The organism is Bacillus sp. AFS029637, assembly GCF_002584985.1.
Lineage (GTDB): Bacteria > Bacillota > Bacilli > Bacillales > Bacillaceae_G > Bacillus_A.
Window position 1 is genome coordinate 70,017 of sequence record NZ_NUPZ01000015.1, and the last position, 19,290, is coordinate 89,306.

Below are 19,290 nucleotides of genomic sequence, written 5' to 3' on the forward strand. Positions count from 1 at the left end.
CCCGCCTTCTTAAAAGAAGGTGATTTAAATGAATAAGTTTACATTCCCATCCGAAGCATCTGCTAAATAAGCTCCTACTCCTGCAAACTCTACCCCTTCCATAATCTCTTCCTCTTTTAACCCTAATAAATCTACCGTCATTTGACAAGCTACAAGTTTCACACCCTGCTCTTTCGCCAAATCAATTAAATCCGGCAAAGGCATCGCATTATGTTTTTTCATAATACCTTTAATCATCTTTGGTCCCATACCGGCAAAATTCATTTTAGATAATCCCATCTTATCAGCACCGCGCGGCATCATTTTTCCAAAAACTTTCTCTATGAAAGTTTTCTTTACTTCCACATGTTCATCTTTCCTTAAGGCATTTAATCCCCAGAAAGTATGAAAAATAGTCACCTCTTGATCATACGCTGCTGCGCCATTTGCAATAATATACGCAGCCATCGCTTTATCATAATCTCCGCTAAATAGAACGATTGTTGTTTTCTTCTGTTGTTCCATGTTGTTCCTCCTCCAAATTACCTATAGGGGTATCTTATTGTTTGTGAAAAAGCTCAAATCATTTATCTCTGTACTATACGACTTTACCTTCCCACGCTAACATACCACCTACCATATTAATCGCTCGAAAACCATAGCTTTCTAAAAACTGAACTGCTCTTGCACTTCTTCTTCCTGAGCGACAAATGATAATGTATTCTTTATTTTTATCCAATTCATGCATTCGAAACTCTAGTAGACCTAACCTAATATGAAGCGCGCCTGGAATTTTCCCTTCCGCTACTTCTTCTACTTCGCGAACATCAATCAAATGTATCTCTTCATTTCGTAACAATCTTTCCTCTACTTCTTTCGCTGTTATTTCTTTCATCTTGCTATTCCTTCCTTACAAAGCGTTCATACCACCTGAAACATTTATAACGTGCTGAAATCCTAATTTCTTTAATACTTTTGCTGCTCGCTTACTTCTCATCCCGCTCTGACAAATAACGATGACTTCCTTATTTTTATCTAAATGATTTACTTTACTAGCTAACTCATTTAGTGGGATATTCTGAAATCCTTTCATATGATTTCCTCTATATTCACCTAATGTACGAACATCGATAAATTGTTTCCCTTTTTTTTCAACTATACTCTTTAATTCTTTTCCATTTATATTTTGAACACCTTTCACCGGTAAAAAACGCGAAATAACAAACCATGCAGCAAGTACAATGAAAAGCGTACTTAATATTGTATTCATATAAACACCCTCTCCGTATTTACAAAACTAGTTTTTCACTACGCCTTCTTAATCCAAAACTTTAGCACATCGCCTTCTTCTGCACTCTTTACGATGTCATGGCCACCCTTATTTGCCCACGCTGGAATATCCTTAACTGATCCTTTATCCGTTACATGTACTTCTAACACTTCTCCAGTTTGTAACGTATCCATCGCTCTCTTCGTTCTTACAATCGGCATTGGACATGCTAAATCTTTCGCATCTAATACTTGTTTTACATTCATCATCTATTCCTCCAGTTTATTATTTTATAATGAATCATGAACTGCACAACGATTTGGACCGATCTCCATTTCACGTGCTTCTTCCATACTCGGATGAATTTTCCCCATATTCGTTTGGCGAATTTCTTCATATGCATTTGGCTGAGGCGGTAAGTTCTCTGTCACGATTTTACGAAACTCTGCCTCATCGACAATATTTAATCCTACATTCTCCTTAAATAGATCTTGTAAATTCGCACTTACAATACCTCTTTCATCCATCTCACTTATTTTTGAATAATGAGCTGGTAAAACTATTAACTCTGGAGACAGTTCCTTATAGCGCTTATATAACGTATTTCGTAAATCACTCACCCAATCTTCAGCCTTACCAGCAAGATCTGGACGCCCAATTGAATCTACAAATAAAATATCGCCTGATAATAAATAGGAATCATCTACAATAAATGATGTACTTCCAATCGTATGACCTGGTGAGTATAATGCATCAATGTCAATTTTAGTACCCCCCACCGTAATAATGAGTCCTTCTACAAGTGGCTCATACGAGAAAACAACTTCCTCCGCATCTTTTGGCGGTAACCAATACGTACCACCTACTTTTTCAGCTAACTTACGTCCTCCAGAAATATGGTCTGCATGTAAATGTGTATCCATTACATTCGTAATGGTAACGCCATGCTCTTTCGCAAACTCCTCATATGCTTCAATCGTTCTTACCGCATCAATAACTGCCGCTTCACCGTTTGAAACGACCATATAAGATAAACAACCTTTTCCAAGGCGGTTAAACTGATACATACTTCCGCCATTTTTTAAATCTCCAACTTTTATAGGCTTTACATATTCACTCCATGCCTTCATACCACCAGCTAAATAATAAATATTTTCTAATCCAGCCTCTGTTAATTGCTCTGCCACAAATATAGAAGACCCTTCTTTTGCACATACTACTAAAACATTTTTATCTTTAGGTAATTCACTTGCAATATGATCTACACCATCTAACAAATCAAAATACGGCTTGTTAATAGAAGAAATTTGTTTCCCTTCAATTTTCCACTCTTCATAATCCGTCTCATTACGAACATCTAAAATAAACAACTCTCCGAATAAAACTTTCTCTGCAACATCTTTTGCTTGTAACGATTTAACGCTCATTCAATTACCCCCATAGGTATATTTCATTCAAAAAAATTTACTTCTCCATATTCCCTTGCCACTCTAACATACCTGGAATGACATTTTTCACATTTGAATAACCTTTCTCTTTCAACATTTGGCAAGCTATATCACTACGGTTACCAGTTCGGCAAACAACATATATTTGCTTCTCCTGATCCAAAACAGCACTGTCTAACTCACCTAATGGCACCGAAATGGCAGATGAAATATGACTAAAAGCAAATTCCGCTGCTTCGCGAACATCGAGTATGATACATTCTTCTCCGCGAGATACTATATCCTGTAATTCCGCATTCGAAATTGTATAAGGATATTTCACAGCTTCATTCACTTCATGCTCGTGTGCTTTTCTAACGTAATGCATCAAAATATCACCCTCTTGTTTCGTCCCAATATATTGATGCCCTACTTTATTCGCCCAGCTTTGTATGTCTACTGTAGACCCTTTATCTGTCGCCTCAATTTCAATCACTTGCCCTGATGCCAATCCTTCCATCGCCTTCTTCGTTTTCACAATCGGCATCGGACAAGCCAACCCTTTACAATCTAAACTCATATTCACATTTATACTCATAGTCGATTCCTCCACAATTTATATACATATACCTGTAGGGGTATATTAAAATGTTTTTGAAAATCTGTCAACACTTATGTTTGACAGATTATCGGCTTTTGACAAGTAATTGAACAGCTTCTTTAATTAACTCTTCATTTGAACCATTACCACTTTCAAACTGTTCACGCAAACATTGCTCTAAATTCGTTCCAACAACAAGCCCAATTGTACGATCAAGTGCAGAACGAGATGCCGTTAACTGTGTAATAACCTCTCGGCAATCTTTTCCTTCTTCCATCATACGAAGCACACCACGAACTTGCCCTTCAATACGTTTCAATCTATTTTTCATATCTTGATTATATTCCACTTTAGACCACCTCCGTATTTATAACTATATTATACATTACTTTGTAACTTTGTATAATACAATATACCCTGAAGGGTATATTGTAAAGGGTTTGATTTTCAAAAACTTTTTCAACTACTATATTTACCAATAAAAAACGAATCCAAATGGATTCGTTTTTTACAATGATATATTTATTACCCTCGTTTCATCTCTATCGTTAATCCTAACTATTTGCGTCTCACTATTTGGCAAAAATACGATATAATTTCCCTTCCTCACATTCCTCCAAATAACTTTTCCTTCTTCATCCGTTTTCCCTATTGAAATCCCAATTTCTTTACTCGGCTCAGGTGATTCGTCTTTCATAAGTATAATTTCAAAATCTTTTATCGGCTGTTTTTCTTTATTTTTCACATGAAAAATTACAGAATTAACAACCTTACTAAACTTCTTTTCATTATTTGCTATATAACTAGTCATTACGATTATGACCAATACACAAAATAAAATCCATAAAAGCTTATTATATTTATTCAGACCATTTTTTAAAATTATTAAAAACATCGTCTGTCACCCGGTTTCCAGAATTCCAAGAATTACTTCCTACTGTATGGGTAGCTATTATTGTTACACCCGTACGAGAATAGTCATGATATACAGGTGCTCCACTTTGACATCCATAAGTATCCCCAATCTTCCCCACCATGTTTACGCCCTTCAAATGAGGGCGAAACAAGATCTTCTCCCCTTCGATCATTACTATAAAAAGATTATTCTTGAAACAGTACACGTTCTCCTTCATTTGAAACTGATGTCCACGGTACATCTTCTGCATACACCTTCTGATTCACCAAAAATACTATACAAAAAAAGATAGAAAGAACAACAAGACTATAAAAACCTTGAAACACAACTATTAGGCTAATAGACTTTATTACTATTTTGAAGACAAAAAAATTCATTGCTCTTTATAAAATCTTACTAATTTTAATATTAATACACTAAAAAATGTCAGGTATATGATATAATCTGATTATTGTCAGAATTCAAAATAAGGAGGAAAATATGAACAGTCTTTGGAAGAAACAAAGTATTTTTAGGGTTTTATCTGCTTTCATTTGTGTAATACTATTAGGTTCTACATTTGGAAGTAATTTAACTATGCCATTTTTTAAAAACACTATTCAACATGTAGAAGCTGCAAAACTCAAGTTTAGCGATGTGCCTCAAAATCATTGGGCAGAAAAAGCAATTTATGAGTTAGTAGATAAAAAAATTACAGTTGGTATAGGAGGTGGAATGTACGGTATAGATAATCACGTCACCCGTGGACAATTTGCTACTTTTATCTCTTTAGCACTAAATCTTCCCGAGGGAAGTTCTAATTTCCCAGATGTACCAAAAGAGCACATGTTTTATAACGGGATTAGTAAAGTAGTAAAAGCGGGTATAGCTAAAGGATCAACTGACGGTAATTTTTATCCAGAAGATAATATCACTCGTCAAGATATAGCAGTTATGGTAAGTAAAGCGTTAGAGTCAAAAGGATTGTTAAACAAAAAAGAGCTCTTATTTATAGACAAAAATCAAATTTCTAATTATGCAATAGAAAATGTAAAAAATGTAATAGCATATGATATTGCCGTAGGGATTGGTGATAATAAATTTGCTCCCCTCGCCATATCTACCCGGGCAATGGCAGCCACACTAATTTCTAATATGTTAAGAGCTTTAGAAACAAATACGAATAATAATGAAAATGAAGATGGTGGTACAACAACTGGCGGAGATAACACCATACCCACTAAGGACAAAGATACAGATAGCGATGGATTACCAGATATTTATGAAATTAACCATACACATACCGACCCACACAAACAGGATACTGATGATAATGGAACAGCTGATGGCCTAGAAGATTTAGATAAAGATAGTTTAACAAACTTTGCAGAATTTAAATTGAAGACAGATCCACTAAAAATTGATACTGATGAAGACGGACTATTTGATGGAACAGAGGCAATGTTAACCCTTACTAATCCGCTCGTACAAGATAGTGATAATAATGGAGTTATTGATAGTAATGAAGATAAAGACAAAGATGGATTAATTAATATAAAAGAACAAGAATTTCAAACAGATCCTCAAAAAGCCGATACAGATGGAGACACTTTGCTAGATGGTGAGGAAATAGCAAAGAAAACAAACCCATTAAATAAAGATAGTGATAATGATGGATTAGACGATGATAGCGAATTCAAATTCTTTTGTGACCCTATTAATCCAGATACAGATGGAGACGGCCTTTTAGATGGGAAAGAACTATTCGATCAAACCATCAATAATTCAAAATTAGGAGTCTCAATAAATTTTTCAGTGGCGGGAGATGCTGAAAAAACAACTGTCATTTCAGAAGGAGAAGGTTTAACTAATATTATTGGATCTAAGGGTATTATCGGACAACCACTATCATTCAATACAAGTTCAATATTCTCTGAAGCAAAGGTTTCAATTGATCTTAATAAGTATGAATTAAGTTCTACATCACTAGAAAATGTTCGCTTATTTTATTATAACCCTGCTACTCATACAGTTGAACCAGTGGTAACGCAGATAACTGGTACTGATAATATTTTAACAGCAACATTACAACATTTTTCTACCTACGTTTTAGGTGATATTTCTAAATGGAATCAAATGTGGGAGAATGGTTTGAAACCTGGATCACTCTCATATGTAGATGATAAAGAAAAGAAACCTGTTTCTATTGCGTTCGTTATAGATAGTTCAGGCAGTATGGGTCCAGGTCCAGGCCCAGAATATAATAAAGATGTAGAACGTAATCGTGTAAAAGGAACAAAAGAATTAATAGATATTTTAACAGATAGAGATTATGCATCTATTATTGATTTTGATAGTTATGCAATGGTTTTACACGATTTTACAAAGGGAACACCCGATAATAAACAAAAGTTAAAAAGTGCAGCAGATGCCATCGATGCTTATGGTGGAACGTCTATTTATACAGGGATTAATAAGGCATTAGAATTATTTGAAAACCATAATCATGATTTACAAGATACAAATAAGCAAATTATTTTACTTACGGATGGAGAGGATGGTTATCCACACGACTATAGCACAGAAATAAATAGAGCAAAACAAATGGGTATTAAAATTCACACTATTGGTCTTGGCGATTCTTTTGCTGAAAAATTATTAAAAGATATATCCACTGGTACTGAAGGAGATTTCTTTATTTCTAAAGACTCTCAGGCTTTAGTAGATACCCTAATTAATGCAGGACAATCTTCAGGAGTGTATAAAGACTCGGATAAAGATGGTTTACCTGATTGGGTTGAAGAAAAAGGCGCTTATTATGTCAAAGATACATTCGATGTGATATATAAGACAGATCCCAATAATCCAGATACAGATGGAGACGGCCTTTTAGACGGACAGGAAATTGGGAATTGGTATTATAATCCTACAGATAAAAATAAAATTTATGTTACTCGAAATATGTCCCTTCAGACTGACTATAAAGAAAATACGTCAAATCCATCAAAAGAAGATAGTGATGATGATGGAGAAAAAGATAAAGATGATGACAAACCGTTAATAGCATTCAAGGCACCCGTAGTATTACTGCATGGTATTTTTTCAAATACTGAGCAAGGCTGGGGAGCCGAAGTCAATAAAATTGATAATAATCAAAGTAAATGGGAATTATTAAATGATAGGGATTATGTGGCCGATATTCTAGAAGATATTCCTGCCGATAGTACTTATAGTGGGAAAACATATACAAAAGGAGAGCAAAATTTAACATATGATAATATCGATTTACATCATATTAAAAGGACCAAAAAAGGAGAATTAGCTAATTTCTTAGAAATAGAATCTAAATATGAGAGAAACAAAACCCTTTTTGCTTTCAATTGGGAGGCGAATGGACAAATCAATGCTGCAGGAGAACAATTTAAGGGATACTTGTCTAACCTCAGTGATTATTTGAAAGATAATCCGGATGTTGATTTCGTTAAAGAAGGCAAGCCATACTACATATTAGTAGGGCACAGTGCTGGTGGTTTAGTATCGAGATACTTTATTGAAAATATTATGGACGACAGTACTCCGCAAATAGAAAAATTGATTACTGTGGCTACACCTCATTGGGGCTCAAACGCGATGAAAAATTTCGGACCTTGTGGCACTGTACTAGAAGATTTAGATAGAGATGACAGTTATTTATTTTATGAAAAAGATCCTAATTTTTTCTCTATTTGCCAAAAAGACAACTCTGCCCACCTGACCTTGAATAATAAAAATGTAAAATACTTTTCTTTAGGTGGGATTATGACAGATTATTATTATAATGGTGATACCGGAGAGGTAAATGTCCCTAATAAAGTGACAGCTTCATCTAGCGAATTACTTAAACATTTCCAAACAAACTTTAACAAGGATACAAATAAAAATTTCCCTGATTTGTCGAATAAAGGATCAGAGTTAGAGGATGAGGGTAATAGTTTTAATCCACTGGATAACCATCACTTTGGAGATCTATATGTTACAGGCGGAAGTGCTTTAGGAATTCCCTCAGACACCCAACAACAAACCGAAGATAGAATTAAAAGTCTAGACATTAACAGAAGAACAATTTTCTACGGAAAAAAAGATGAAGTAGGACATACAGATATTAACCATAATAAAAAAACATATAAATGGATTTATGAAAATATCATGAAATAAAATACAATTTAATATATTATTCTTAAGCATAGTAATAATATATTAAAACATTATCCTCTTTCAAGTGTACATTAATATGTTAAAACCATACTAAATAGTGAAGTACGCTTAAAATCAAAAGGATGTTGTTAATCGTGAAATACAAATTAATTACCTTTCTTATAACAATTATCTTAGGTGGATTAGTAGGTATATCAGGCATTTACGCCTTGGTCTTACCACTTGTTGATGATACATGGGAATTAACTCTACTAGTATTGTTATTCCCATGCATTTCATTATTTTATTTTATTTATTTACCTTACAGATATATAAAAATTAAACAGTATTCCATACGAATGATTTTTATATACTTACTAATTCATATTTGTTTATTTGTTATAGCACTAATAGTAATACCTGGAATAATTATTTTTTCCACAAATTCTTAATAGACCTTGATACAAAAACTCTCTTTCTTCTAATTAGAAGAAAGAGAGTTTTTAACTAAACATAGCTATCCAGTTAATAAAAAGAAAAGTTTGAACGAATTGAGTTATCCCTCCGTGCATATTGCATGGAGGGATTATTCGCTTTACGCCTTAACACAACAATCTTATTCTCCAAAACGGACTTCATATGCACCGCTCTTCTCTACTCTTTAAATACCCTCCATTTGTGTGTGTATTTACATGCTAATCACATACATGTTCCATCCTTTATCAATTACTATATTCTTTTCCTACAAAATGTTTAATCAGCTATGTATTCAATTCTGCCGAATATATATCACCCTATAACTCAAGTTAAATATACACCGTAAAGACTTAAATTATGTCTTACAATCGTACTAAATGTATTTTTACAATGTAACCTTTCGTTTTACTTTGCATCAAAATATTACAAATTATAATAGAGAAAGCGTGTTCATTGTGATATTATGAATCCATAATATTGAAATTAACGGGAGGATACTATGAAAAGTCGCTATTTAAATACTTTATTACTGGGGATTATTGCTGTACTCATCACGATATTTGTTTTAGGCTATTTTAATATAATTTCTTTACCTCAAAAGAAATCTGTTGTTACAAAACAAATTGATACAGCAACAGCAGCAACCAATCAACAAAATTCCAACAAGGAAAAGCAAGAATACATAAAAAACAATGAGAAAGAGACAAATAAAAATAATGAGTTGAGTATAGATGAAACAGAGGTTTCTTTACTAGCTAAAAATATAAAAGGAAAATCTATACCACTAGGAAAATCTAATTTCAGCACAGCACTTGACTACGAAATTTCGCCTAGCGGAGATAAGATAATTTTGAATAGCCAAGTATTGGCTGATGAGCCAGGTGAGTTATCCTTGTATGATTTTAAGACAGACGAACGCACAATAGTGGAAGTAGATTCCATAAAAAAAATCGGAATACCTAACACACAGACTTGTAAGAGCGTTACATGGATTGATAATAACCACTTATTGCTTGTAATAGGTGGAGCTGCAGGATATTCTAACCACGGTGGCGATTTATACACTTACAACGTACAAACAAAAGAATTCAAACTCTTTAAAAAACGTCCTGAAAAGATTAGCTATACAAAAGTAGTTAGGAATATGAATTCTTTTTATTTGATTGGTATTCAATACACAGATGACAATCATAATGAATATACTGGTTATGTTGAAACCGTTTCTACAAAAGGATTCAACAATTCTTTATAGTAAATGAGTATTTTAAATGTGTCCAAAAACGCTTGAATATGAGCAAGGATGTTTATGTTTATAGATTTACTAGCACTCTAGTTGTTGGTATAAAAAAATAATGAAAAACAGATCAAAAAAGCCACTACATACATAGTGGCTTTCCTTATCACACATACTTCCGATGCACCATCTTCCCATCATAAGAAAACACAACACCCTTACTTTCCACAATCGACTCCATATGCACCGTTCTTCCCCATAACTGATGAAGGTACGGTAATACTTTTTCTAAGTATTTTAAATCGAGCTCGATTCCTTCGTAACTATGTTTAATGTACAATTCGCCGTTCTTTAAGTAGTCTCCATCTTCTACTACTAAGTACGGGAATCCACCATTTGTTCGCATATTTACAAGCTGATCACGCACATTTTCCCACTCTTTATCTATTACTTTATACTCTTTTCCTTGGCGCTGGAATAAGTACATATCTTCTCGCATGACGAGTTCTTTATTTAAGTAGTTTCTTAAGAACGATACGTCCCATTCAATCTCACGTACTTCAAAGATTTTGTCACGACCAGAACCTGGTTTTACACCGCGTCGTTTCATCTCTTCTGTCGGATTGTTGTAGCGTTCTTCAATATCTTCAAACATTTTAATACCGAGATAGTATGGGTTAATGCTTGTTTTTGATGGCTGCACTACGCCCGCATTTAATTTCGCAAATTCAATTGCTTCATCAGATGTTAAGTCCATTTCACGAAGTATGCGTTGATGCCAGTATGATGCCCAGCCTTCGTTCATGATTTTCGTTTCAAGCTGCGGCCAAAAATATAACATTTCCTCACGCATCATCGTTAAAATGTCGCGCTGCCAATCTTCTAGCTCACGGCTATATTCTTCAATAAAGAGGAGTAAATCTTTCTCTGGCTGTGGCGGAATCTTCTTCTTTTTGCGTATATTGGATCGTTCCCTCTTTTTATTTCGATCATCTAAATTCCATAAATCATCGTATTGAGACGCTTTTTTCTTTTCTACTTCTTCCTCTTCTAAATCATCGATGCTCCATGCGAGTTTTGGTCGCATAAGTGATGGATCAATGTGCTCTTGAATAGCAAGTACGGCATCTAAAAATGTTTCTACCTCCGCCTTTCCGTACTTATGCTCATATGCTTTCACACGATCCGCTGTTGCCGCCATACTCTCTACCATATCTCGCTTCGTATTTGAAAAACGAATATTATTTTTAAAGAAGTCACAGTGTGCTAAAACGTGCGCTACAATTAATTTGTTTTGAATTAAAGAATTCGTATCTAATAAAAAGGCATAACATGGATCAGAGTTAATAACGAGTTCGTATATTTTACTAAGTCCTAAATCGTATTGTAATTTCATTCTGAAAAATTGTTTTCCAAAACTCCAATGTGAAAACCTCGTCGGCATCCCATATGCACCAAATGTATAAATGATTTCAGCTGGACATATTTCATAACGCATCGGATAAAAATCAAGCCCAAATCCAGTCGCAATTTCCGTAATTTCCGCAATCGCATATTGCAGTGCTTTATCGTCACTTGCTCTCATTATTTTCCCTCCTTACACTTTCCCTTAAGAAAGTGTATGATTGGAAACAAGCTTTCATGAGGATTGATTGCATAATAAAAAGACATCCTCATAAAAACGAGAATGTCTCATCTATTAACCTTCAATAATCTCCATCTTTTCCGTAATCGGCGCTCGCGCTTTTCCTTCTGGTGCTTTATCGAAATAGCCAAGGTGAAGAATTCCAACGATACGTTGGCCTCTTGTTAAACCGATTCCTTCTATAAATAATGGATTGTAGTTTAATCCGCCTGATTTCCAAACACAGCCTAAGCCGCGTTCCCAAGCAAGTAGTTGGAAGTTTTGCATAAATGCACATGTTGCAGCGTAATCTTCGTCACGTTGAATTTGACGTGGGTCTTCATTTATATATACAACGATTTGTGCTGGCGTGCTTAAGAAACGATCAGATAAAATTTTACCGCGTTTCGCTCTTTCTTCTTCTGTGAAAGAGTTTAATACTGCGTCTACTAATTTTTTGCGGCCTTCTCCAATGTATAATTTACAATTCCATGGTTCACGGTGCTTATGATTCGGTGCCCAAGTTGCGTCATTTAATAGTTCAATTAATAACTCTTTATCTACTGCTTTATCTGTAAATGTACGAACAGAACGTCTTTCTTTAATCACATTTGCGATGGAAGTATATGTAGTCATATTTTTCTCTCCCTTATTTTTATCTATATGTATACCTTTGTTATTGATATTGATTTTCAATTTCGATTATAACCTAGTTTTTTACTATTAATCAATGTTTTATGTTAGAAAACTCCTAAAAAAAATCATTTCATGCTGTGAATAAAAAAACTTACTTTGTTCACAAGTATTTCACATTTTATGGAAATGATATGTGTACAGTTTTCCACATTATCCATCTAGGAGGAGTTTACATGTACAAAAAGATTGCAGTAAGTATGACTATGGTAGCATTATTATGCGGGGTAACTGTCTTCCCTGCTTCCGCTGCTACACCAAAAGAAGTAACCATGCACCATCATAAACCAATTTCAGAAGAAGAAATGCAGTCGCTCGAAAAACTCGGCTATAACAAACATGACATTTGGAAAGCTGCTCATATTGCGAGAATTAGTAAAAAAGAAATAAAAGACGTTTTAGCTTACTATAAGCAAAATAAATCTTGGGAGAAAACGGCCGAGCATTTCGGTGTAGATCCAAGTAAGTTGAAGAAGCATCATATGAATAAAGAAACGAAAAAAGCTCTGCTACAACAATTAGCAACTATGCAAAAATCTACACCAGACGGACTAAAACAAAAAATGAAAGAATATAATATCGGCCTGCGTCAGCTTACCGTATTAACGATCATTTCTCAAAAAAGTAATACCCCTCTTGATGATGTACTAAAAATGAAAAAAGATGGAATGGACATTAAACAAATTGCAGAAAAATTAAACGTAAAAAGAGAAGATATAAGAGCGGAAATGATTAAATTAGTAAAGTCTATTAAAGAAAAGAAAACAAATTAACAGACCAAAAAGGAAGAGATATTCACTGCTCTTCCTTTTCTTTATGAACTTTCAACTTTGAAGTATAAATTCCCGTCTTTCCCAAAAACTAACACAAGTAAATGATGTACGTCAGGGGTGAGAAAATGTTTCGTTTATCATCTAAAAAGAAGAAACAATCCGTATGCTCTGTTCCAGAATTTATCCACACCATGAAAGAATCAAGTGACTTCTCTTCTTATAATGTCATAGAGGATGGGTCATTATGTTTGTTTTATTATGAATCTACAGTAGAATCACTCATTATTAAGCGATTCATTTTATCTCCTATAAAAGTTGGATTGGAAGGGATTCATACCATTGAAGACATTGCAAATATTGTATCTATTGAAGAAGTTATCGTCTCTCCTTCCGTTAATGATATTCGTGAAAAATTATTAGGTGGATACGTTTTATTACAACTAAAAAAAGGTTCAGAGCAAGAAGCGTATGCCCTCCTACGCGCTGAAAGTTCCGTTTTAGGAACAAGATTATATAACGATACGGAGAATGAATATAGTGTCATTGGTCCAAAAATCGGATTCGTTGAAAATATCGATACCAATATGCATTTACTTCGGCGAAATATCGTAACAGAACAATTAATTTTCAAAGAACTTTCTGTTGGTTCTATATCAAAAACAAAAATCGTAGTCGCTTATATGGCGGATATTACAAATGAACAACATGTGAATACTACAGTGCAACGTCTGCGAGATATTGACTTTGATTTTCCTTTTGATGCAACTATGATTGAACAGTTTATTAGCGATAATAGCAACTCCCCCTTCCCTGTTTTACTACCTACAGAGCGTTTAGATCGCTCCGTTTATGCGTTACTGAACGGAGGAGTTGTCATTTTAACAGACGGTTCACCATACGCATTAGCTGGACCAGCAACGTTGCTTGATTTCTTCGTCTCGCCAGAAGATTATTATTTACCATGGATAGCAGGCTCATTTCTTAGAATGGTTCGTTTTTTCGGAGCTGCATTCTCTCTATTCTCTTCAGCTATTTATACAGCTGTATTAACGTATCACTATCAAATGATTCCAGCTGATTTACTTGGTCCTATTATTTATTCTAGAGCTAACGTACCATTCCCACCTATGTTAGAAGCACTCTTTTTAGAAATTACAATTGAATTACTACGCGAGGCTGGAGCACGTTTACCGACTAAAGTCGGCCAAACGATTGGTATTGTTGGCGGGATTGTAATTGGGCAAGCATCTGTTGAGGCTGCTTTAACGAGCACTATTTTATTAATTGCGGTGGCGTTGTCTGCGCTTGCGTCTTTTACAACACCAACAGTAAAAATGTCTTCCACTATCCGGATATTACGATTTCCACTCATCATTTTAGCTGGAGCATTTGGCGGCGTAGGTCTTATCGTCGGATTCGTATTTATATTAGCTCATTTAATTCGCTTAAAATCACTTGGATCACCTTATTTATTACCTTTATACCCATTCCGCGGGTTAGGGACAGCAGAAGGTCTCTTTCGCTTGCCGTTTAGTCAAACTGCGGGACGTGCCTCTTTTCTAAGACCAAAAAAGAAATGGCGCTATGATCCAAACAAAGCGAAAGAAAAACGTGATGGTGAGGAGAAATGAAAAATATTTTATTATGCTTTTTCATTGTCATTTTAATTTTTCAATCTGGCTGTACACAACCGAATATAGTAGACACACAGCGAATTATTCATGTCAGTGGATTCGATATAATGAAGGATAAAAAATTTCGTGGGACAATTCTCTACCCTGATTACACAAGAGGCGTACAATCAAAACCAGAAACACAATCCACTACTGCTGGTACCCTCGAAACAATCTCTTCACTTCTAAATGCAAAATCGCCACATACAATCGCTATAGGTCAAATGCGTGTTGTCCTATTTGGAAAATCATTTGGCGAACGTGGAATTGGGGATGTTATTAACAACTTACAACGTGATCCTAACATAGGGCGGGATGTACAGCTAGCACTTGTAGATGGTTCAACAGAAGAATTACTCAAGCATATTAAAACAAATGGATCGCTATATCTGTCTGATTTACTGGAGCAAAATATAGAAACTGAGACAATCCCTCGGACGGCTTTAAATATTTTTTTATATAATTTCTATTCATCCGGAAGCGATCCATTTCTTCCTTATATTAAAGCGGATGAAGATAAATCTGCTTCCATTATAGGACTCGCTTTTTTAAAAAAAGATAAAGTAGTTATGTACACAGATAAAAAAGGATCTTTTTTATTCAAACTACTCATTAATCCAACTAAAAATGGACGCTACGAGGTTCCGATACGTCAAGGTAAACGTAAAGGCTTAATCGCAACTCAAAACCTATCCGGAAAGAGTGTTTGTTCTCTTTCCGATGCTGGCGATATTCCGAAAGTTCGCATTCACCTCAAATTAAATGGACTCATAAAAAACGCTCCCGACTGGCTTGATTTAACAAAGAATAAAAATGTAACTTACGTAAAAAAACATGTTGAAACCACGCTTGAGAAACATTTGGACGAATTAATAAAACAATTCCAAGAAAAAGAAATCGATCCAATAGGTATACGTGAAGAAATTCGTAGTCACTCAAGAAAATGGAGCATGAAACAAATTCAAGACATGTATCCTAGCGTAGACATTGCTGTTAATGTGGAGATTAATGTCGTACAATCTGGTATCGGAGAATAGTGAGGTGCTATCATGACTGAACAAGATAAAACACATACTGTTTCCCCTTATTTCACATTCCTTCTATTACACTCCCTTCAAATCGGAGTGGGTGTATTAGGATACCAAAGAATTATTGCGCAATATGCCGGTTATGATTCTTGGATTTCCCTTATTGTTGCCGGCATTGTAACTCATATCGTATTATTTTGCATGCTGAAAATGTTAGAAAAAGATAATGATTTAATGAATATTCATACGACATGTTTCGGAAAGTGGCTTGGAACTTTTTTTTCCGTATGCTTTGCTGTATACCTTCTATTATTTTGCCTTACTGTTCTTCGTACATATATTGAAGTTATTCAAGTTTGGGTCTTCCCTACAATTAAACCGTGGAAATTAACTTTATTATTTTTACTGGTGGCTTACTACGTAATTAAAGGTGGTTTTCGCTCTGTAACAGGAATGTGTTTTTGGGGCGTCATAATACCGATTTTCGTCCTATTTTTCTTAGCTTTCCCAATGAAATACGCACATGTCCGTAACATTTTCCCAATTCTAACTCATTCACCTTTAGAAATTTTAACTGCAACGAAAGCATCTGCATTAGAATTTCTCGGATTTGAAGCAATCCTTATTTTTTATCCATTTATTAAAAAAGGAAAATCGTTAAATAAATGGGCACATGGCGGTATTACCTTTACAACTATTTTATACGTAGTACTAGCAATCGTGTCCCTTATGTACTATAGCCAAGGACAACTACATCATACAATTTGGCCAACATTAACGATGCTAAAAATCATTAAGGTTCCTTTTATCCAAAGGTTTGAGTACGTCATTATTTTCTTATGGTATCTAATTATTTTACCTAATCTTTGTTTAACAATTTGGTCTTCTTGTTGCATTAGTAAAAGATCTTTTCACATACCTTTTAAAATCACACTGCCATTTTTTATCGTAGCCATATTTATTTCGTCCTTATTTTTCACAAACCGTGAAAGCATCGATATATTAAATACAGTACTCTCTCAGGCGGGCTTATATATTGTATACGCTTATATTCCGATTTTATTTCTATTTCATTCACTACGATGGCGCTTCAAAAATCAGTCGAAAAAATCTTCCCCCAACGCACCATGATATTTGATACAATTTGGTTAATACATTTGTAAAGGGGACAAGCGAATGAAAAAGTATGTATTTTCTTTACTTGCAGTACTGAGCTTAATTCTTGCTGGATGCGGGAGTACTAGTACAAATGACAAAAAATCTTCTGAATCAAAAGAAGAGCATGATCATGCCACGCACACTCAGCAAGCTGACATTCAAGAAAAAACAAAAGGAATCGACACACTTCCGGCCTTCCTAGACAAGCTTGATCCACAAATGAAAGAAATCTACACGGTCGCTGGACAAAATGCAGAACTATTAGATTGGATTCCATGTTACTGCGGCTGCGGTGAAAGTGTAGGACATAAAAATAATAAAAACTGCTTTATTCGTGAAATTAAAAAGAACGGTGAGGTTGTTTGGGATTCCCATGCAACGACTTGCGTCAATTGCTTAGAAATCGCAGTAGAATCCGCTTCGATGAAACAAAAAGGAAAGTCAACGCTAGAAATTCGCAACTATATCGATAATAAATATAAAGAAGGCTACGGCAAACCAACACCTACACCAATGCCAAAAGCTTAATAAAAACGAGGACATGCCTCGTTTTTTCTTTTCATTCACATTTTTTCTTAACAAATTCTTTCAAGTGTATTTCCCCTTGCTTGTCACACACTATATATAACTCCTCAGTAAGGAGGGTACACAGTGCAAACATATAACGACTATGACAAAGCTCTCTATTACACGTATTGCTGTAATTGGGATAAATTACTCGTTCTCATGGTTCAAACGAACGATCAATTATTTTCTAAGCGTATTGAGCATTTTTTACACGCTTATCAATACAGTAAAGAACTACCAGAAGTTGATAAACAATTGCAGCTCCTATTTCAATATATTGACCACGCATCCCAAAAGTCACATATAGAAGAAGTAGAGCAAATTCAAATGTAAAATATAGCGCTATTCTCTTGCAGAGAATGGCGCTTTTTTAAAATGTTTATATCAATAAAGGTTTCTCCTTATAAAACTTTTATTGATAAACATATTTTTTCTTTCTTTTCTGTACTACTTCATACTATAATTTAGTATGTAACTATTATAAGAGAGGTATAAAATATGGGACGAGAAAAAAAGCAAGAATATGCTTTATTTACCGCGTGGGGTGCTTCTTTTATTGCTACACTCGGAAGTCTATACTTTTCCGAAATCATGAAATTTGAGCCTTGTGTCCTTTGTTGGTACCAACGTATTTTTATGTATCCATTCGTTTTATGGCTCGGTATCGCTGTAGTAAAAAAAGACTATCGCATCGCAAGTTATTCTTTACCAATCGCAAGTATTGGTGCTTGTATTTCTTTATATCACTATGCAATTCAAAAAATCGCAGCATTTTCAGCTGCTGGGGCAGCTTGCGGTCGTGTACCTTGTACGGGAGAATACATAAACTGGTTCGGCTTTGTGACAATCCCGTTTTTAGCACTTATCGGCTTTATCACAATCGCTGTTTGTAGCTTTATTGTAATCAAAAACAAATAAGGAGATGAAAGAATGAAAAAAATGCTTATATTTGGCGGTATTATTATTGCCTTGTTTGCAGCAATTTTCGCTGTCACACAAATGGAAGAAAAAAATGCTACTAGCCAAAAAATTGATAATACTACTGATAGTAAAACAAATGGCCCTGACTACTATACAAATAAAATCTCTCTTTCAGATCTTCAAAAGAATTTAAAAGAGAAAAAAGAGGAAACAGTATACTTTTATCAAACATCTTGCGTTCATTGTCAAAAGCTATCTCCTATCGTAGTACCGATGGCTAAAGACTTGAACGTTGATATGAAAGTTATGGATATTGAAAAATTAGATGCTCCTTGGGATGAATATAAAATTACAGGAACACCAACAATCATTCATTTTAAAGATGGCAAAGAAATAAGCCGTATTAGTGGTGAACAACCGAAAGACAAATTAAAAGAATGGCTTGAACAAACAAAGAAATAAAGAGAAAAGGAAACTCCTTCTATACATGAAATGCTTATAAAATCCCACACTAATATATAAGGAGGGGGTTTTATGCCAGAAGTGAAATGCTCTGTTTCCAATTGCTCATTTTGGGGACAAGGTAACTTTTGTCAAGCAAGTTCAATCGTTGTTCAACCAGATGCACAAGAGGCTGGTCAGAATACAAATGATTCGTATACAGGTGCTGTTTTAACAAACGAAACACTAGAAAGTTCTGTAGCAACAAGTGTAGAAACTTGTTGTCATACATTTAAGCCAAAATATTAAACAAAAAAGCATACGATTAATCGTATGCTTTTTTCAGAGTGTTTGGA

Annotated in this window: 22 protein-coding genes; 11 read left to right on the top strand and 11 right to left on the bottom strand. The window is 34.7% G+C overall.

Translation table 11 applies throughout. The annotated features are described in order from the left end of the window. Positions 1 to 24: 24 nt before the first annotated feature. From COE49_RS06385 to COE49_RS27535, 9 genes are all read right to left on the bottom strand, one after another. Complete coding sequence (locus COE49_RS06385; protein WP_098945770.1) at positions 25 to 504, bottom strand: DsrE/DsrF/DrsH-like family protein; 480 nt, start codon at positions 502 to 504, stop codon at positions 25 to 27. A gap of 73 nt (positions 505 to 577) precedes the next feature. Continuing rightward, complete coding sequence (locus COE49_RS06390) at positions 578 to 874, bottom strand: rhodanese-like domain-containing protein (protein WP_098945771.1); 297 nt, start codon at positions 872 to 874, stop codon at positions 578 to 580. A gap of 15 nt (positions 875 to 889) precedes the next feature. Continuing rightward, positions 890 to 1,249, bottom strand: coding sequence for a rhodanese-like domain-containing protein (locus COE49_RS06395; RefSeq protein ID WP_098945772.1), 360 nt, complete (start codon positions 1,247 to 1,249; stop codon positions 890 to 892). A gap of 38 nt (positions 1,250 to 1,287) precedes the next feature. After that, positions 1,288 to 1,518, bottom strand: coding sequence for a sulfurtransferase TusA family protein (locus COE49_RS06400; protein ID WP_098268698.1), 231 nt, complete (start codon positions 1,516 to 1,518; stop codon positions 1,288 to 1,290). 21 nt (positions 1,519 to 1,539) lie between these two features. After that, positions 1,540 to 2,676, bottom strand: coding sequence for an MBL fold metallo-hydrolase (locus COE49_RS06405; RefSeq protein WP_098945773.1), 1,137 nt, complete (start codon positions 2,674 to 2,676; stop codon positions 1,540 to 1,542). A gap of 37 nt (positions 2,677 to 2,713) precedes the next feature. Beyond that, positions 2,714 to 3,289 (bottom strand): sulfurtransferase TusA family protein, encoded by a 576-nt coding sequence (locus tag COE49_RS06410; protein WP_176551486.1) that lies wholly within the window; start codon positions 3,287 to 3,289, stop codon positions 2,714 to 2,716. A 73-nt stretch (positions 3,290 to 3,362) separates the two neighbouring features. After that, positions 3,363 to 3,626: a metal-sensitive transcriptional regulator gene (locus tag COE49_RS06415; RefSeq protein ID WP_000456206.1), complete on the bottom strand. Its 264-nt coding sequence runs from the start codon at positions 3,624 to 3,626 to the stop codon at positions 3,363 to 3,365. A gap of 159 nt (positions 3,627 to 3,785) precedes the next feature. Then, positions 3,786 to 4,172, bottom strand: coding sequence for a DUF2606 family protein (locus COE49_RS06420; protein ID WP_098945775.1), 387 nt, complete (start codon positions 4,170 to 4,172; stop codon positions 3,786 to 3,788). After that, positions 4,138 to 4,344 carry a trypsin-like serine peptidase gene (locus tag COE49_RS27535; protein WP_176551485.1) on the bottom strand — a complete coding sequence of 69 codons (207 nt, stop codon included), beginning with the start codon at positions 4,342 to 4,344 and terminating at the stop codon, positions 4,138 to 4,140. Before COE49_RS27535 ends, COE49_RS06420 begins: the two co-directional genes overlap by 35 nt. 329 nt (positions 4,345 to 4,673) lie before the next feature. Between COE49_RS27535 and COE49_RS06430 the strand changes: the two genes are divergently transcribed. Together COE49_RS06430 and COE49_RS06435 are read left to right on the top strand one after the other, a co-directional pair. Continuing rightward, on the top strand, positions 4,674 to 8,366 hold the full coding sequence (locus tag COE49_RS06430; RefSeq protein ID WP_098945776.1) for an S-layer homology domain-containing protein: 3,693 nt from the start codon (positions 4,674 to 4,676) through the stop codon (positions 8,364 to 8,366). Positions 8,367 to 9,321: 955 nt separating this feature from the next. Then, positions 9,322 to 10,074, top strand: a complete 753-nt coding sequence (locus COE49_RS06435) for a DUF4652 domain-containing protein (RefSeq protein ID WP_098945777.1) — start codon at positions 9,322 to 9,324, stop codon at positions 10,072 to 10,074. A 148-nt stretch (positions 10,075 to 10,222) separates the two neighbouring features. Here the strand turns inward: COE49_RS06435 and spoVR are convergent, their stop codons facing one another. Together spoVR and COE49_RS06445 are read right to left on the bottom strand one after the other, a co-directional pair. Continuing rightward, positions 10,223 to 11,641: a stage V sporulation protein SpoVR gene (gene spoVR / locus COE49_RS06440; RefSeq protein ID WP_088232385.1), complete on the bottom strand. Its 1,419-nt coding sequence runs from the start codon at positions 11,639 to 11,641 to the stop codon at positions 10,223 to 10,225. Between the two features lie 114 nt (positions 11,642 to 11,755). After that, positions 11,756 to 12,316 carry a nitroreductase family protein gene (locus tag COE49_RS06445; RefSeq protein ID WP_098840755.1) on the bottom strand — a complete coding sequence of 187 codons (561 nt, stop codon included), beginning with the start codon at positions 12,314 to 12,316 and terminating at the stop codon, positions 11,756 to 11,758. A gap of 233 nt (positions 12,317 to 12,549) precedes the next feature. On the opposite strand from COE49_RS06445, the gene COE49_RS06450 reads away from it, so the two are divergent. The 9 genes from COE49_RS06450 (at position 12,550) to COE49_RS06490 (ending at position 19,243) form a co-directional block, all read left to right on the top strand. Beyond that, positions 12,550 to 13,146: a hypothetical protein gene (locus COE49_RS06450; RefSeq protein ID WP_141556615.1), complete on the top strand. Its 597-nt coding sequence runs from the start codon at positions 12,550 to 12,552 to the stop codon at positions 13,144 to 13,146. A 125-nt stretch (positions 13,147 to 13,271) separates the two neighbouring features. Next, the gene (locus tag COE49_RS06455; RefSeq protein ID WP_098357063.1) at positions 13,272 to 14,777 is read left to right on the top strand and encodes a spore germination protein; all 1,506 of its coding nucleotides are present in this window, start codon (positions 13,272 to 13,274) and stop codon (positions 14,775 to 14,777) included. Continuing rightward, the gene (gene gerYC / locus COE49_RS06460) at positions 14,774 to 15,856 is read left to right on the top strand and encodes a spore germination protein GerYC (RefSeq protein WP_098945779.1); all 1,083 of its coding nucleotides are present in this window, start codon (positions 14,774 to 14,776) and stop codon (positions 15,854 to 15,856) included. The genes COE49_RS06455 and gerYC overlap by 4 nt, the downstream gene beginning before the upstream one ends. A 12-nt stretch (positions 15,857 to 15,868) precedes the next feature. Continuing rightward, positions 15,869 to 16,978 carry a GerAB/ArcD/ProY family transporter gene (locus COE49_RS06465; protein WP_098945780.1) on the top strand — a complete coding sequence of 370 codons (1,110 nt, stop codon included), beginning with the start codon at positions 15,869 to 15,871 and terminating at the stop codon, positions 16,976 to 16,978. 45 nt (positions 16,979 to 17,023) lie between these two features. After that, on the top strand, positions 17,024 to 17,533 hold the full coding sequence (locus COE49_RS06470; RefSeq protein WP_071711548.1) for a PCYCGC domain-containing protein: 510 nt from the start codon (positions 17,024 to 17,026) through the stop codon (positions 17,531 to 17,533). 123 nt (positions 17,534 to 17,656) lie between these two features. Further along, the gene (locus COE49_RS06475; protein WP_001195458.1) at positions 17,657 to 17,905 is read left to right on the top strand and encodes a YhdB family protein; all 249 of its coding nucleotides are present in this window, start codon (positions 17,657 to 17,659) and stop codon (positions 17,903 to 17,905) included. 165 nt (positions 17,906 to 18,070) lie between these two features. Next, entirely contained in the window at positions 18,071 to 18,490 is a 420-nt protein-coding gene (locus COE49_RS06480; RefSeq protein ID WP_000532256.1) for a disulfide formation protein C, read from the top strand. A 12-nt stretch (positions 18,491 to 18,502) separates the two neighbouring features. Beyond that, positions 18,503 to 18,955: a thioredoxin family protein gene (locus COE49_RS06485; protein ID WP_088232379.1), complete on the top strand. Its 453-nt coding sequence runs from the start codon at positions 18,503 to 18,505 to the stop codon at positions 18,953 to 18,955. A gap of 72 nt (positions 18,956 to 19,027) precedes the next feature. Beyond that, the gene (locus COE49_RS06490; RefSeq protein ID WP_088232378.1) at positions 19,028 to 19,243 is read left to right on the top strand and encodes a DUF1540 domain-containing protein; all 216 of its coding nucleotides are present in this window, start codon (positions 19,028 to 19,030) and stop codon (positions 19,241 to 19,243) included. The last annotated feature ends 47 nt before the right edge of the window (positions 19,244 to 19,290 follow it).